This window comes from Leptotrichia sp. oral taxon 417, from assembly GCF_013394865.1.
In the GTDB taxonomy this organism is placed as follows: Bacteria; Fusobacteriota; Fusobacteriia; order Fusobacteriales; family Leptotrichiaceae; genus Leptotrichia; species Leptotrichia wadei_A.
Genome location: NZ_JABXYV010000001.1, coordinates 2,339,305 through 2,355,764, shown reverse-complemented (window position 1 = coordinate 2,355,764; position 16,460 = coordinate 2,339,305). Strand labels below are relative to the sequence as shown.

12 protein-coding genes are annotated in these 16,460 nt (G+C 31.0%); 11 read left to right on the top strand and 1 reads right to left on the bottom strand.

Translation table 11 applies throughout. The features are described 5' to 3' along the window. Positions 1 to 54 precede the first annotated feature (54 nt). The 4 genes from HW276_RS10855 (at position 55) to HW276_RS10840 (ending at position 10,625) form a co-directional block, all read left to right on the top strand. Positions 55 to 6,330, top strand: coding sequence for an autotransporter-associated N-terminal domain-containing protein (locus tag HW276_RS10855; protein WP_178938434.1), 6,276 nt, complete (start codon positions 55 to 57; stop codon positions 6,328 to 6,330). Positions 6,331 to 6,633: 303 nt separating this feature from the next. Next, a complete protein-coding gene (locus HW276_RS10850; RefSeq protein ID WP_178938433.1) occupies positions 6,634 to 8,463 on the top strand; it encodes a peptidylprolyl isomerase in 1,830 nt (609 codons plus the stop codon). Between the two features lie 239 nt (positions 8,464 to 8,702). Further along, entirely contained in the window at positions 8,703 to 9,362 is a 660-nt protein-coding gene (locus HW276_RS10845) for a methyltransferase (RefSeq protein WP_178938432.1), read from the top strand. Positions 9,363 to 9,557: 195 nt separating this feature from the next. After that, complete coding sequence (locus HW276_RS10840) at positions 9,558 to 10,625, top strand: hypothetical protein (RefSeq protein ID WP_178938431.1); 1,068 nt, start codon at positions 9,558 to 9,560, stop codon at positions 10,623 to 10,625. Between the two features lie 121 nt (positions 10,626 to 10,746). Here the strand turns inward: HW276_RS10840 and HW276_RS10835 are convergent, their stop codons facing one another. Further along, the gene (locus HW276_RS10835) at positions 10,747 to 11,223 is read right to left on the bottom strand and encodes a thioredoxin family protein (RefSeq protein ID WP_178938430.1); all 477 of its coding nucleotides are present in this window, start codon (positions 11,221 to 11,223) and stop codon (positions 10,747 to 10,749) included. Positions 11,224 to 11,410: 187 nt separating this feature from the next. Here HW276_RS10835 and HW276_RS10830 point away from each other — a divergent pair, with 187 nt between their 5' ends. The 7 genes from HW276_RS10830 to HW276_RS10805 all read left to right on the top strand — a co-directional run bounded on the left by HW276_RS10830 (position 11,411) and on the right by HW276_RS10805 (position 16,389). Continuing rightward, complete coding sequence (locus HW276_RS10830; protein ID WP_147004439.1) at positions 11,411 to 11,527, top strand: MarR family transcriptional regulator; 117 nt, start codon at positions 11,411 to 11,413, stop codon at positions 11,525 to 11,527. A gap of 84 nt (positions 11,528 to 11,611) precedes the next feature. Then, complete coding sequence (locus HW276_RS11890; RefSeq protein ID WP_255460467.1) at positions 11,612 to 11,740, top strand: hypothetical protein; 129 nt, start codon at positions 11,612 to 11,614, stop codon at positions 11,738 to 11,740. A gap of 211 nt (positions 11,741 to 11,951) precedes the next feature. After that, a complete protein-coding gene (locus tag HW276_RS10825) occupies positions 11,952 to 13,199 on the top strand; it encodes an RNA-guided endonuclease TnpB family protein (RefSeq protein WP_178938429.1) in 1,248 nt (415 codons plus the stop codon). A gap of 80 nt (positions 13,200 to 13,279) precedes the next feature. Then, a complete protein-coding gene (locus tag HW276_RS10820; RefSeq protein ID WP_178938428.1) occupies positions 13,280 to 14,086 on the top strand; it encodes an HAD family hydrolase in 807 nt (268 codons plus the stop codon). 94 nt (positions 14,087 to 14,180) lie between these two features. After that, complete coding sequence (locus tag HW276_RS10815; protein WP_147004436.1) at positions 14,181 to 14,543, top strand: response regulator; 363 nt, start codon at positions 14,181 to 14,183, stop codon at positions 14,541 to 14,543. Positions 14,544 to 14,724: 181 nt separating this feature from the next. Continuing rightward, the gene (locus HW276_RS10810) at positions 14,725 to 15,537 is read left to right on the top strand and encodes an HAD family hydrolase (protein WP_178938427.1); all 813 of its coding nucleotides are present in this window, start codon (positions 14,725 to 14,727) and stop codon (positions 15,535 to 15,537) included. A gap of 27 nt (positions 15,538 to 15,564) precedes the next feature. Further along, complete coding sequence (locus HW276_RS10805) at positions 15,565 to 16,389, top strand: HAD family hydrolase (RefSeq protein WP_178938426.1); 825 nt, start codon at positions 15,565 to 15,567, stop codon at positions 16,387 to 16,389. The last annotated feature ends 71 nt before the right edge of the window (positions 16,390 to 16,460 follow it).

Sequence of the window (16,460 nt, the reverse complement as noted above, 5' to 3'; positions counted from 1 at the left end):
AAAATATTTCTAAATTGAAAATCTGAATTATAAAAAAATTAAAAGGAGATAGTAGTGACTAATAATTTATCACAGTTAAAAAGGGATTTAAAGTCGTTTGCAAAAAAATGTAAGGACTTTAAATATACAGATTCGGCTTTGTTTACATTTTTGTTAAACGGAATGTTAATTTCAGCAGGTGAATTGAGTGTAGAATCAAAAGATTCGGGAATTAGTAACCAAGTGAATTTGATTAATTCTTCAATAGGTCAAATGCGTAAAGATTTTAAGCATGCGAGATCTGAAAACAACAAGTTAATCAAAGATACAAACTTGGAACTTACACAATTAATGGAACAGGGAGATCATGTAACAAAATCTCCATGGAGTAACTGGCAAATTGGAGCAAATGATTTTTATAATGATTGGCATGGACATTTTAAGGGTAGAGGAAATCGGGTTCAGGACGGTAAATTTTACCAAAGAGATGCCACAATGGAAAAATATAACTATCAGTTAAAAAATTTAAGTACTTACGGAGCAACAAGACTGAAATTAAACTCTGATAATATGGAAAAACCAGTAGAAATCCAAATTGATGCTTCATTGAGAACATTATCAATAGATAAACCAGCACCTACTTTTGTGCCTACTACTCCTAGTGGGGGACTACCGCCATTTGATCCATTAATGGTAACACCGCCTATTATTAACCCTAAGAATGTTAATATTAGCCAGGTTCCTTCAGCACCTCCAACTAATGTTGCGTATCAGAATGTTCCCAACTGGACATGGGGTTATAATGTAAATAATCCTTTACAAAATAATGCTTTAATTGCTCAAGTAGAAGTGCTGTCAGGAACATTTAATAACTATTTTAGCGGAGTAGGAGATCCTCTTAAATATAATTTTAGTGGTGCTACCGAGAATGGAGCATATACCCCTTCAAACGATCCTGGAACAGGAGCACCAGTTCCACATTTACCAGCTTCTGATGCAGGAGATAGTAATGACACAGCGGCCTTTTACGCTTTAAGTGGAAAAGTGATTACATTGCCCAATACAATGACAGTTAACGTAGTAGGTAATAATAGTAGTGGTGGGGACTTAAATTCAATTTATTATATGGGAAATCCATCAGATTCAGGAAATGCTGAAGCTAAATTAATACATAAAGCAAATACTAATATTTATGGAAATAAAATAGCAGTAGTAAATATAGATAATGTAGCTAGTACAGGTGGTATAACTTTTGTAAATAGGGGAAATATAATAGGACATGCACAAAATGGAATATTTGTTGATGCTTCAGGTACAGCATTAACTGGAGCAACTCCAGGAAACCATATATTTGGAGCTTATTCTTATGGAACTTCAGAAAGTGATAAAATAGAAAATGCTTCTGACGGAAGTGTAATTTTTTATGCTCCAGAAAGTGTAGGATGGGCATACAGTTCAGGCAATACGCAAGGAATAACAAGAAGTTCAATTAATAATGGTAAAATGCAGTTATTTGGTAAAAATAGTTTAGGAATAGCTACTGACAATGATACTTCTGGTGAACAAATGGCACATGCAGATATTCAACTTAATACACCAATTGAAATATATGGAGATGAATCAGTAGGAGCGAGTTTCTTGTCAGAACCAGACACTAGCTCAAATAATTTTTTAAATTCAAAATTTAATATTCAAATTGGAGGAGCTTCTTTAACTTCACAAGATGCTACTTATGGTGATACAAAAGGAGATTTGACAAAAGTTCAAAATTCAGTTGGACTAAATTTTGATTTTACAATTTCTGATAATGGATTTACAAATTTAGATATAAATAATTATAATGTGAATTTAGAGAATAATTCTAAGAATTCAATAGGTTTTAGAGCGGGACAAGCTAAGCTTACGTTTAATGATTCGGCAAATAGTGGAATAACTCTTGGTGGAGAAGATAATATAGGGTATCTTTCAGATGGAGGTGCAAATAATAATTTAATTTATAACAATACAGCTAATAATTTTAAGGTTAGTGGAAAAAATGCGATATTGTTTGCTGCAAAAGATGGAGGGACATTGAAAGTAAATAATTCGTTGCCTTTATCTTCAACAGCAGTTAGTGGAAAAGGATTTACTTTAGCGTATTCTGAAGGAGCTGGTTCGACAGTTACATTGAATCAAGGTGTTACAGGAGAAGTCATCGGTTCAGATGCAGTGTTGTATTATGCGAAAAACAGTGGAAATGTTACTGTAACAGAAGCAGCAGTTGCTCAACCATCAACTACTGTTAATTCATCAGGAGTAACAGTTATAACAGATTCATCAATAGGAACTCCTAAAGTTACTATTTCTGGAAACAATGGAGTTGGATTCTATGCTACAAATGGAGGACAAATTGTAGCAGAAAACAGTTTTATGAAATTATCTGATGGATTAGTTGGTGCATACAGTGATGGTTCTACAAGTAATATAAATTTAAAGAATTCAATTTTAGATTATAAAGGAAATGGATACTCTCTTTATAGTGGAAACAATGGGAAAATTGATTTACAAGGAAGTACAGTTGTTTTAAGAGGAAAAGCAATAGGAGTACAAGGCTCTTCTTTAAGTGATATAACAACAAATGCAAATACAAAAATAGTTGTTATGTCAAATGATGCTATTCCATTTGAATTTAAAGATAAAGGAATAGTAAATTTAACATCTATAGATACTGATTTAGGTATTGCGGCTTCAGGAATTCAAGTTGTAAATGGAGAAGACGGGACAACTGCATATACTAATTATAAAAAAGCATTTATAGATGGAATGTTAAATTATAATATTAATGCAGATATTGATAAAAGCTTGGCTACAAATATTGCTAATGAATCATCAGATTCATTTAAATTTGTTAAAAGATATTTAGTTCAACGTGCAGTTTTAAATTTACAAGCAGGTAAAACAGTAACAGCAAACCTAAATTCTTCAGACCTAACAGCAACAGGAATGAAAGGTGTAGTAGGACTTGATATGAGTTCAAGTAGTTCAGCAGCTTCAAATGCTGAAACACAAATAAATCTTGCTGGAGGTTCTAATGTAAATGCAGACAGAACAGACGCAGGAAGCGGAGCAGTTGGATTATTCATAAACTATGGAAAAGTGAATACAGATGCATCATCTACAATAAATGTTGAGCAGTTAACAACAAATCCTCACAATGACAGTGCAGTAGGAATTTACGCAGTAAACGGTTCTGAAGTAAATAATGAAGGAACTGTAAATGTTGGTGGAAACAGTTCAATTGGGCTATTAGGATTGGCATATAGGGAAGATGCAACTACTGGAGCACCTAAAGTAAATGAATTTGGAGGAAAACCTGGTGAAGGAACAACTAATATTGTAAACAAAGGAAACATTACATTAGATGGAACAACTTCACATGGAATTTATGTAAAAAATAATAATTCAGCAGGAACAAAAGCTAATGCCGTTGGAACAAATACAGGAAATGGAGTGTTAACTTTATCAGGAGATAAATCTATCGGAATGATAGGAGATAAAGCAACATTGACAAATGATACAAATGCAAAAATTAATATGACAGGGCAGGAACAAGTTGGAATGTTTGCTAATAACAGTTCGTCATTGATAAATAGAGGGGAAATCAATTTAGCGGCAACAACAGGTTCTGTTCCAAGCGTAGGAATTTATACTAATGATGTGGCAACGGATATAGTAAATGATGGTAAAATTACTGGTGGGAATAAAAACTACGGTATCTTTGGAACGACAGTAACTCATGGAGCAACAGGAGAAATCACAGTTGGAGATAAAGGAGTAGGAATTTATTCAACAGAAGGAAATGTCACATTAAATGCAGGGTCAAAAGTAAGAGTTGGAGCGAATGAAGGAGTTGGAGTATTTACTACTGGAACAGCAGGAAGAACAATAAATTCTAATACAGATATGACAATTGGAGATTCTTCATTTGGTTATGTAATAAAAAATACAGGAACAACAAACTTAACTACAAATGGAACTGCAACATTAGGAAATGAAGCGAAATTTATTTATTCAAATAATAAAGATATAACAGTAACAAATAATGTTCCATTAACTTCAACAGGAAATAATACTTACGGAATTTATTCTGCAGGAACAGTAACAAATAATGCAGATATTGATTTTGGAAGAGGAACAGGAAGTGTAGCAATTTATGCAATTGATGGAGGAACTGCTAGAAATGCTGCAGGTAAAACAATTACAGTAAGTGGAAGTAATTTATCAGCAACTCCAGTTCCAGAATATGGAATGGGAATGGCTACTTCTAATGGAACAATTATAAATGATGGAACAATAAAAGTAGCTCTTGATGAAGGAATTGGAATGTTCGCTTCAGGAAGTGGTTCAAAAGCAATAAATAATGGTACAATTGAATTAAGCGGAAAAAATACAAAAGGAATGTATGTTGATAATAACGCAGTAGGAGAAAACTGGGGAATTATTAAAACAGTTCCAACAGCAAATAATAATGGTATCTTAGGTGTAGTTGCCACAGGTGGTGGAGTAATTAAAAACTATGGACAAATTATTGTAGATGGACCTAATAATAAAGCTGGATATCTTGGTTCTACAGGAACTTTCTCAAATGAAACTAGTGGAGGTACAACAGGAACTGTTACAAATACTAATGGTGCAGATGGAGTTGTAAGAAAAGTAAGCAATCCAACAAGCAAAACGGTAGCAGGAATAGAAATAATAGCTCCACCAGCAGCAACAGCGGCTACTATAAAAATAAATAATAATATTGTAATTCCAACGGTTATAGATACAAATATTTCAACACCAAATCCATCAGTTGCAACAGTAACTTCTCCAGATGGAACAGTGACAACAATAGACCTAGGCTCAACAAGATTGGGAAGCATTCCATCAAATGAACAAGTTGGAGCACTTGGAATGTATATAGATACATCGGGAGTAAATTATACACATCCAATTGAAGGATTGAATAATTTGACAGGATTAAAAAGAATTAATTTGATATTTGGGAATGAGGCAGCAAGATATACTGATAGTAAAGTTATAGAGGTTGGGGATAATATAATAAACCCTTATAATAATATGATATTATCATTAGCTGCATCAAGTAGTGGAATGAAATTTGCTTTAAATGCAGGAAGTTTGACTTGGTTTGCAACAGCAACACAAAATTTATCAACAGGTGCTCTAGGAAAAGTTTATTTAGTAAAAATTCCATATACAGCATTTGCACAAGATGGAAATACATATAATTTTTTAGGTGGATTAGAACAAAGATATGGTGTGGAAACTACTGGAAGAGAAAAAGAACTGTTTAATAAATTAAATGATTTAGGAAAAGGTGAATCCCATATTTTAGCACAAGCTGTAGATGAGATGAAAGGTCATCAATATGCAAATATTCAACAAAGAACTAACGCTACAGGAAATGCTCTGGATAATGAGTTTAGCTATTTGAGAAATGAATGGAGAAATCCAACTAAGCAAAATAATAAGATCAAAGCATTTGGATTAAGAGACGAATACAATACTGATACAGCTGGAATTGTTGACTATAAGAGCAATGCCTACGGAGTAGCTTATGTTCACGAAGATGAAAAAGTCAGAATGGGCAACTCAAGCGGATGGTATGCAGGAGCAGTAACAAACAGATTCAGATTCAAGGATCTAGGAAAGTCAAGAGAAGATCAGACAATGATAAAAGCTGGAATATTTAAGACAATGTCGCCTAAAAAGGATTACAACGGAGCATTGCAGTGGACAGTTGCAGGAGATGTGTTTGCAGGAATTAGTAATATGAAGCGTAAATTCTGGATAGTTGATGATACATTTGAAGCTAAATCTACGTACCATACTTATGGAGCAGCTCTTAAAAATGAACTTAGTTATGATATAAGAATGAGTGAAAGAACACATTTAAGACCATTTGGAGTTTTGAAAATGGAATATGGAAGATTTAATGATGTGAAAGAAAACTCTGGACAAGTAAGACTGCAGGTTAAGGGTAATGACTACTTTTCAGTAAAACCAGAAACTGGAGTTGAATTTAAGTATGTTCAGCCACTTGCAGTAAAAACAAACTTGACAGTAGGGCTTACAGCCGCTTATGAAAATGAGATTGGAAAACTACAAAACGGAAATCAGGCAAGAGTAAGATATACGACAGCAGATTGGTATAATCTGGAAAAAGAAAAAGAAGATAGACGTGGAAATGGTAAGTTTGACCTTAACATCGGAGTTGACAATACTAGATTTGGTATTACAGTAAATGCTGGATATGATACTAAAGGAAATAATGTCAGAGGTGGAATTGGATTTAGGGCAATTTATTAGTTTTCAAAAATTGTAGAGAATTAAAAAATCGGAAGAGGAAAAAATCAGTTTCCGATTTTTTATTGTTTTTCAAACAGAACTTGGTATTTGTATTAAACTCCATCTAAAAATAGAGATTATAATTTATTTTACTTGCTAAAAAGAGATTTGCTCCCTTGTAAAGAAATTTATAATTAGTCTGCTGTTTAAATGGAAAATAGTATTGCTCTGTCTCTGGTAAAAAAAACGATAGAAAAATAAAGTATTATGTGTTATAATAATAAAATGACTAAAAGTGAGAGAATAAAGAAAGGAAGATAGACAATGGGATTCAGAAGTCACAAAAGAGGTATTCAGATCGCATCAGCAGTTATGATGGGGATGTTTGGAATAGCAATGCTTATTACTGGAATATTATTTTTGAAGAATAATATTTTTGAAGCTTCAAAAGGTAATAGAGAAGTAATTGCAACGATTAACGGGACAAAAATTTATCGTGATGATTTTGAAAGGGAAGCTTATTCGTTAAAAAGTCAGTTAAATGAGATTAATCAGCAAAAAATGCAGCAGTTGGCACAAGCAGGAGTAAATACTGAGAATATAAAAAATGTTCCTGATGATATTATAAATCAATATGTTTTACAACTTTTGATAAATAAGGAAATATTGCTTTCATCGGCTAAGAATTTGGGAATAAGAGTAAGCGGTTCAACTGTTAATAAGGAATTTAAGGCTTATCAAAAACAGTCTAAATTAGGAAAAGATGAATTTTCTCAATATTTAAGATCAGTTGGATATAACGTTACTTCATTTAAAAAAATGATAAAAGACCAGAAAACAGTTGACAAGATGAGAGAAAAATTATTTGCAGATGATAAAGTTACAGATGAGGAAGTTAAAAAGGCTTATGAAAGAAATAAATATACTCAAGCCTTTGAAAATCAAGAATTTGATGATGTAAAAGATCAAATTAAGGAAAATATGAAGCAAGATAAGGATATTATGATTTTAAATTCATTTATTGCAAAGGCTAAGCAAAAAGCTAAAATTGAGTTTAAAGATGAGGAATTTAAAAAGATGTATGCTAACATAACAGCAGTTGTGGCACAAAATGGAGAGTATAAATATACAAATGCAGATGTAAATGAACAAATTATAAATGCAGTTTCACAAACTCAAGAAGGTTATTCGCCAAAAATGGTAAATGATTTAAAAGGCATGCTAAAAACAAATTTAAATAAATTTATACAAATAGCGAATAAGGCTAAAGCGGCTGGAATAAAGGCAGATGCTGATTTAGTAGGAGTAGATCAGTTAAGAGATTATTCTCAAAAATACTATAATTATTTAATTGATACTTATAAGCCTGATAATGCGGCATTACAAGCAAGATTTGATTCTAAGAGAGATAGCTATAATACTCAAAATAGTATAGGCGGTTATGTAATTGGAGAAGAATATCAGGCTGGAGAAAATGATTTTGCTGTGGCTAAAAAGCAGGCTGAAGAAATTATGAAGACTACAAATAAAGATAATTTTGCAGAAAAAGCTAGAGAATTTTCAAAGGATCCTGGTTCGGCTAAGAATGGCGGAAGTTTAGGAGAAACAGCGGATTTATCAAAACTTGTCCCAGAATTTGCAAATGCAGTTAAAAATGGTAAGGCTGGAGATATTGTGGGACCAATAAAAACACAGTTTGGTTATCATATTATTTACATTCAAAGTAAAGATCCAAAAAATGAAAATGTAGCGAAAGTTAGCCATATTTTAATAACTCCAACTATTTCTGAGGCATCAAAACAAAAAGTTATTAAGAAAATTCAAGACTTGAAAGCTGAAATTCAAAGCAAGAAAGTTACCTGGAGCACTGTGGAAAAACAAGATAAATATAACTTTAGCGTAAAAGAAAGATTTAAAAAGTTAGTTAAAACTGATGCAATTCCAGGAATTGGAATAAATAAAGAACTAATGGATCAAATATTCGCATTGAAAGTAGATGGATTCTTAGAAAGAAATGATTCAACTGGATATTATTTAATTGCAAAAACATCAGAAATACCATTTACACAAGCAACATTTGAAAATTCAAAAGAACGTGTAAGATTGGAACTTGCGCATGAATATGCAGATAAGCAGTTGGGAATTACACAATAGTTTTCTGTTTAAATAGTTAAATTTGATTTATCAAGGATTCTTTTGTTGTCAAATAGAAGAAGTACAAGATATTAAAAAGAACTGTTTTAAATACTAAAAATATTTAAGACAGTTTTTTATTATATTAATACTAAATCTCGTTTAAAATATTATTTACCAAAAGAGACTTTGAACTCTTGCAAAGAAATTTATATTTTAAATGGGAAATAACATAATTTTATTGAAGACTAGGAGTTAAAATGAGTTATATTGAAAATTTAGAAAGTGTTGGAAAAAAGATGATTGTGGAGGAAAAAGGGTTAAAAATAACAGAAGATGCTATTTTGCTTTCGGAATTTATGAAAAAATATTTTAGCAGAAAAGGTAAGAATTTGAAAGGGGAAAAATCATTTTTAGAAATTGGGGCGGGACAAGGGATAATTTCGTTATTACTTTCAGAACTTGATATTATTTCAAAAATTTTTGCTGTGGAAATTCAGGAGGAAGTTTTTGCTGCTTTAAAAAAAAATATAGAGATAAATGATTTAAATGGTAAAATAATTCCAATTAATAAAAATATAAAAAATGTGAATGGAGAGTATGATTTTATTTTTTCAAATCCGCCGTATAAAAAGACCAGTTCTGGAAAAATGCCTGAAAATGAAATGGAACGAATTAGTAAATATGAAATTTTGCTGACTTTGGATGAATTAATTTTGGAAATAAGAAGACTTCTAAAAAATTATGGAGAGTTTTTTGTGGTTGTGCCGAATAGCAGGTTAAATGATGTTTTTCGGTGTATTTATGAAAATAGGCTGAATGTATTGTCGGTTAAGGTGAATAAGTATAAAAAGGTGGATCTGGTTGTTGTACATGGGAAAAAGGGAGGTAAAGTAAATTCTGGGATTGAAATTGAGTAATTAATCATTAATAAAATATATTGAAATATATAAAAAATATATAATTGATTTATTGACAATTAAGTAAAAAAAATGTTAATATAAATTGTAATTTGATATACAAATATTTTGATACTTGAATTTTTGATAAAGTCAAGAATAAATTGTAGCTATATAGTTAATAATTAAAAATAATCGAAAGGAAGGTAATGAATTATGAAAAAGTTGTTGGGACTGCTGACTTTGATTCTGGCAGTTTCTGGATTTGCTGAAGCGGATCAGGATGTGCTGAAGAATATTAATATTTCTACTGAATATAGGCAGAATTATCAGGATAAAACTGGAGATGATGCGAATGGAATTGGATTTGCCGGGTTTAAAAAGAATAATCGCGGGAGAACACGGGTAAGAAGTATTTTTTCTGGAAAAATTGGATTAGTTGATGAAGGAGATTGGGATTTGACATTCTCGACAAGATGGGATAAGGATCAGAATAGAAATAGATTCAATGGACAAAAAATTACTCAGTATGGAACTTTTAGAAAAGCTGATAGAATTTATAGTAAATTGGGACTGGAAAAAAAATTATCAGATGATGTTAAATTGAAAATAAGATGGCAAAATGATACTTATAGAAATAAGAATTTAGTTACAAAGGAAACTTCTACAACAGGAATTGGAAATGAATTTGCGATAGGACCGACATTTAACAGGAAAGTATGGGGACAAAATGTAACATTGGCTGTAGAAGGTGTTTATTTTGGATTTAAGGGGAACAGAAGAGGAGAGTATTATCTAAGCGGAAATGACTTTAAAGGATCAAAAGTTAATGGATGGGGACTTAATGCGGATCTTGAAGTAAGTAATAATATTAAAAAGGGAGAATGGGGAAGTCTAGATTACTATACTTATTTTACAAATCATTATAGAGATACGAATAAGACACAAAAAAATGGGAAAAAGGCTAAACCATCAGTTTATCAAGATTATTATGCAAACTTATCATACACGACACCGTCAGTTGCGGGAATTTATGGAAAAGTTGTCTTAGAAAATGAATTTGAAAGATACCCAAGATATTATTGGGAAAATATGCTTGGTGTAATTACAGAAGCTGGATATAAAAAATCATTTGGAGCGGGAGAAGGTAAAGTTTCTGTAAATCCTTTTGTAAAATATCGTCCGTATTATAGAGATTCTTATAAGGAATCTGGATCTAATAGAAAAACTACAGAAACAGAAGAAGTAAGATTTGGATTATCAGTTGGGTATTCTGTAAATTAATAAAAATTAATTTAAAAATATTATTTAGCAAGGAGTTGAAATAACTCCTTTTTTTATTTAAACAAAAAAAGTCCATTCATATAGAGAACAGAACTTTTTATTCAAAATATATTATGATTTTTTATAGCGAAGTTAAATAGTCAACCAGCTCTTTTTCAATTTCCACATTAAATTTTCCAATTCTGAAATTGTACTTAATATCTTCAAAATTTTCTGGGTTTTCATCCATTTTCTTTTTCACCACAACTGGAAATTCATTCCAGAAAGTATTATATTTCCCATCAACATAAGAAATTAAAGTAGGTATTTTAATTCTTTTGTCTGCATCTGGAAAAAATTCTTTAGCAGCTTCTCTTGAACGATAGTCAATTTTTATTTTGCTATTCAAGTCACTGAATTTTTTTAAAAAAGGGACAGTCGCACGGCAGTCTGGGCAATAAACTTGTGCTACTGCAATAATTGTAATATCCTTATCTATAGCTTTAATAGCTTTTTCTGTTTCTTTTGACAATGAAATTTTTTCTATAATTCTGAGCTGCTTTTTATCCTCTTCTGCTTCAGTCACTTCAAATTTTAAATAATCTTCAAATGTTGCCATATTTTTCACCTCGTAAGTTTATTTTTTTACTCTTGATTTCTTATAATATTGTATCATTATTGGATTAGTTTTTGCAAGTTTTAAAAAATTTTAATTCAATTTTTTTTTGTAATGTGTTAAAATCAATGTAGGAGGAAATTTTATTAAATAGTACAAGAACACTCGCGACTTTAGTCGTGAGGATAAATTGCACAAAAATTTTAGTAAGCATATAGGGAAACTTATATGTAGACACGGAACAAAACCGTGCAACAAAGAAACTGAATTGCTGGGAACTCTTAAAGCTAGTATGACCACAACATAATACCTAATTGAGAATATGGTATAAGTGTGAAGGTAGCGAAAGCAGAAAAAATATACTAGATGGTGCAAGGTTAAATCCTAAACATTGAGCCGTACGTATAGAAAGGAATATAATAGACAATCAGCAGCTAATCCTGAAAAGGAAAGTTCAACGACTATCCCTCGTGAGGGGAGTACAATACAAGCGATAGGTATTGGAAGTGGTTTCGCCTAAGTCCTTGAAATAGGATATGGATAAGATATAGTCTGTGCTTGTTAGAGATAACAAGAAGTTCATAAGAGAACTGCATAAGTAGTAGCGCACTTATGTGAACGACGCTTCCCGCTGTTGTGGGGTTTTAAAAACTTTAAAAATATTTAAAAATAAACAGATAAAATGTAGAATACATGGTATAATATCTCTGATGAAAAGGAGGTGATTATATATGTATTTAACATTAAAACAACAGGTAAAACATCTTAGTAAAAAGGGGTTTAGGAATTTAAAATATTTATCTCATATAGCCAAGAACTTAACTAATGAAGCTATATATAATATTAGACAATACTATTTTAATAAGAAAAAGTATTTAAGTTATAATGAAAACTATAAAATGCTTAAAAATAGTGAAAATTACAAGAAATTAAATTCTAATATGGCTCAACAAATTCTAAAAGAAGTAGACGGAAGTTTTAAATCATTTTTTGGACTTTTAAGACTTGCTAAAAATGGTCAATATGATAATAAAAAAATAAAATTACCTAAATATCTTGCTAAAGATGGTTTTACAACTCTTGTTATAGGTTTTGTTAGATTAAAAGATGATATTCTGATAGTTCCTTATTCAAATTCATTTAGAAAGACACATAAGGAAATCGCAATAAAACTACCACCAGTATTAAAAGGCAAGAAGATAAAAGAAATTAGAATAATACCAAAACAACATTCTAGGTACTTTGAAATTCAATATACTTATGAGGTAGAAGAAGTTCAAAGGGAATTAAATAAAAACAATGTACTAGGAATAGATTTAGGTATAGATAATCTTTGTACTTGTGTTACAAATACTGGAGCTTCATTCATAATAGATGGTAGAAAATTAAAATCAATAAATCAATACTATAATAAGATAAATGCAAAATTACAAAGTATAAAAGATAAGCAAAAGACCTCCAGCACAACATTAAGACAAAAGAGAATAGCTAGAAAGAGAAATAATCGTATAAATGATTATCTTTCAAAAGCAGCAAGAATAATTATAAATTATTGTCTTAATAATGATATAGGAAAACTAGTTTTAGGATATAATGGAGATTTTCAAAGAAATTCAAATATTGGAAGTATAAATAATCAAAATTTTGTAAATATACCATATGGAAAATTAAGAGATAAATTAATATATCTATGTAAACTGTATGGAATAGAATTTAAGCTGCAAGAAGAAAGTTATACATCAAAAGCAAGTTTCTTTGATGGAGATGAAATCCCAATATATGATAAAGAAAACCAAAAAGAATATATATTCAGTGGAAAAAGAATAAAAAGAGGACTATATCAAACAAGTGCAGGTAAACTCATAAATGCAGATTGTAATGGAGCATTAAACATATTAAGAAAAAGTAAAGTTGTGGATTTAAGTATCCTATACAATAGAGGTGAGCTGAACACACCTAAAAGAATAAGGATAGCATAAGACTATCAAACTTCTTAGAAAATTTTTGAATATTTTTAAAGATTTTAGAACCCTGTAACTTTAGTCGTGGGAGGTTCAGTATGTATAAGGCGGTAGTAAGCGATTTAGATGGAACGCTTTTGAATGAAGAACATAAAGTTAGTCCGTTTACGAAGGAAACAATTGAATTGTTGCTGGAAAAAGGGATAAAGTTTTATATTGCAACTGGACGTGGATATGTCGGAGCAAAGGAAATTATGGATGAAATTGGGCTGAAAATTCCTTTGATTACGTCAAATGGCGCTAGGATTGTAGATGAAAATGGAAGAGAAATTTACGTGAATAATATTGAACAGAAATATGTGGACAAAATTTTTTCAATTGATTATAAATCATTTGACAAGGGAATAATTTTAAATGGATTCTCAGGTAATCATTGGTATGTGACAGAAGATGCCAGAGATTATTTTTATGCTCAAAAGCCAAATAGAAAGCAGTATCCAGAGCAAATTGAGCAGAATGACTTTGAAAAACTTGCTTTTACAAAAATATTTTTTCTAGGTGAGCATAAAAAACTGCTGGAAATAGAAAAGGAAGTAAGAAAAGTAACGAATAATGAAGTTAATATCGTATTTGTAAACGAAAAAAGCTTGGAGATTTTTTCAAGTGACTGTGATAAGGCTGTGGCAGCTGGATTTTTGCTTCAAAGGGATGGGCTGACGTTAAAAGATGCTGTTTCATTTGGAGATGGATTTAATGATTATGACCTGATAACTCAAACTGGACTTGGATTTGCAATGAAAAACTCAATTTATAGACTGCTTGAAAAATTAACAGACACAGAAGTTATTGGAAGCAATGCTGAAGATGGGATGGCAAGGAAAGTAAGGGAAATATTTAAGATTTAGTAAAAATATAAAATTTAAATATTTTATTTTTTATTTAAATAATAGATTTACAGAGAATTAAAATAATAAATAAAATAAAGAGAGAAGGGAAAAAATGAATAAAATTGCATTGGTTGTAGATGATACATCATATATTAGAGAGGACATAAAGGATATTCTTGAAGAACAGGGATATAAAGTGTATGAAGCAAGCGATGGGCTGGAAGCTGTGGAAATGTATAAAAAGGTAAATCCATCTGTTGTAACAATGGATATAAATATGCCAAGAATGCACGGATTAAAAGCTGCACAAGTTATTACGGATTTGGATAAGGAAGCTAGAATTATGATTTGCAGTACAATGGTTATGTTTCCAAATTATATGAAAATGGGAAAAGAAGCCGGAGCAAAGGCATTTTTGTCAAAACCTTTTGATGAAGAGGAATTTATGAATGAATTTTCAAAATTATTTTTATAAAAATATAGTTTTAAAAATAAAGAATTGAAAAAATAGTTATATCAATGATATTTTATACTATTCTTTATTTATAATGGCAGATTTGCTATAAATTTAAAAAAACTAAATAAAGCATAATTTCTGTTTTTTAAGTGAAGTTTAGTATTATAATTTTTACATAATAAAAGAAGGAGAGAATAAAATGTTTAAAGCTGTTGTAAGTGATTTGGATGGTACACTTTTGAATGCAGAGCATAAAGTGAGTGAATTTACTAGGGAAACAGTAGAATTATTATTAAAAAAAGGGATAAAGTTTTATATTGCAACTGGAAGAAATTATTTAGGAGCAAAAGAAGCGATGGATGAGCTTGGAGTGAAAGTTCCACTTATTACTTCACACGGATCTGTTGCTTTTGATGAAAATGGGAATGAAATTTTTTCAAATAACTTGAAGCGAGAATATTTGGATAAAGTCTTGGATATTGATTACAAGTCGTTTGGGAAAGATATAATTATAACTGGATATTCTGGACCAAATTGGTTTGTTACTGAAGATTTGCGAGAATATTTTTACAATAAAAAGCCTGATAGAACTAGATATCCAAAACAAATTACTCCTGAAGAATTTAAAAAGCATAATTTTACAAAAATATTTTTTCTTGGAGAAGATCATGATGAACTGCTGGAACTTGAAAATGAAATAAGAAAAGCGGTTGGAGATGGAAATATAAGTCTTTTATTTGCAAACGAAGGAAGTTTGGAAGTGTTTTCGGCAAACTGCAATAAGGCAAAAGCGGCTGAAGTGCTGCTTGAAAGAGACGGACTTACATTAAAAGATGCAGTTTCATTTGGTGACGGATTGAATGACTATGAATTGATAACAGAAACTGGTCTTGGATTTGCGATGGGAAATTCGATTTATTTACTGCTTGAAAAATTGACAGATACGGAAGTTATTGAAAGTAATGCTGAAGATGGAATGGCAAAAAAATTAAGAGAATTATTTAATTTATAAAAGATAAAAAATAGGAAAGGGGAGTTTATGTATAAAGCAGTTATCAGTGATTTGGATGGAACTTTACTATGCAGAGGGCATCATGTTACAAAATTTACTAAAGATGTGATAAAGGAAATAATAGAGAAAGGAATAAACTTTTATATTGCTTCAGGTAGAAGCTATGACCAGATTGGGTATATAACTGAGCAGCTTGAGGTAAAAATTCCTATTATAGCTGCGAATGGCGCAAGAATCTTTGATGCAGATGGAAATATGATTTATGAAAAAGGATTGCCAAAAGAAGCGGCAGAGGCAATCTTGGGGCTGGATTATGAAAGCATAGCTGAAGGTTCACATTTAAATATTTTTTCAGGAAATGACTGGATTATTACGAAAGGAACGGCGCAAAAAGTATATGACAGGGTTTCAAGGGATGTAAAAGTTGACTTTAAGGAGATTCCGAAGGATAAATTAAAGAACTTGGATATTTTAAAAATATTTTACATTGGAGAACACGAGCAGCTTACAAACTTGGAAAAAGCCATCTTGAAAATAAGAAACGATGTAAATGTTATTTTCGTTACCGATTATTGTATGGAAATTATGGCAAAAGGAGCCAATAAGGGTGCAGCGGCAAAATTCCTGCTAGAAAGAGAAGGTTTGGAACTGAAGGATGCGGTAGCTTTTGGCGATGGTGAAAATGATTTTGAAATGCTTACAATGGTTGGAAAAGGTTATGCGATGGGAAATTCCATTGAGAGATTAAGAAAGCTGCTGCCTAAGGATTTTGAATTTGTTGGAGCAAATACAGAAGACGGGGAAGCTGTGAAATTGCAGGAATTGTTTTTGGAAAGAGCAAAGAATATTTAATTATAATTTTTGTTATTTGTATAGTAAAACTTATTTAAAACTGAACTCAAAAATTATAACTATTTTACTCA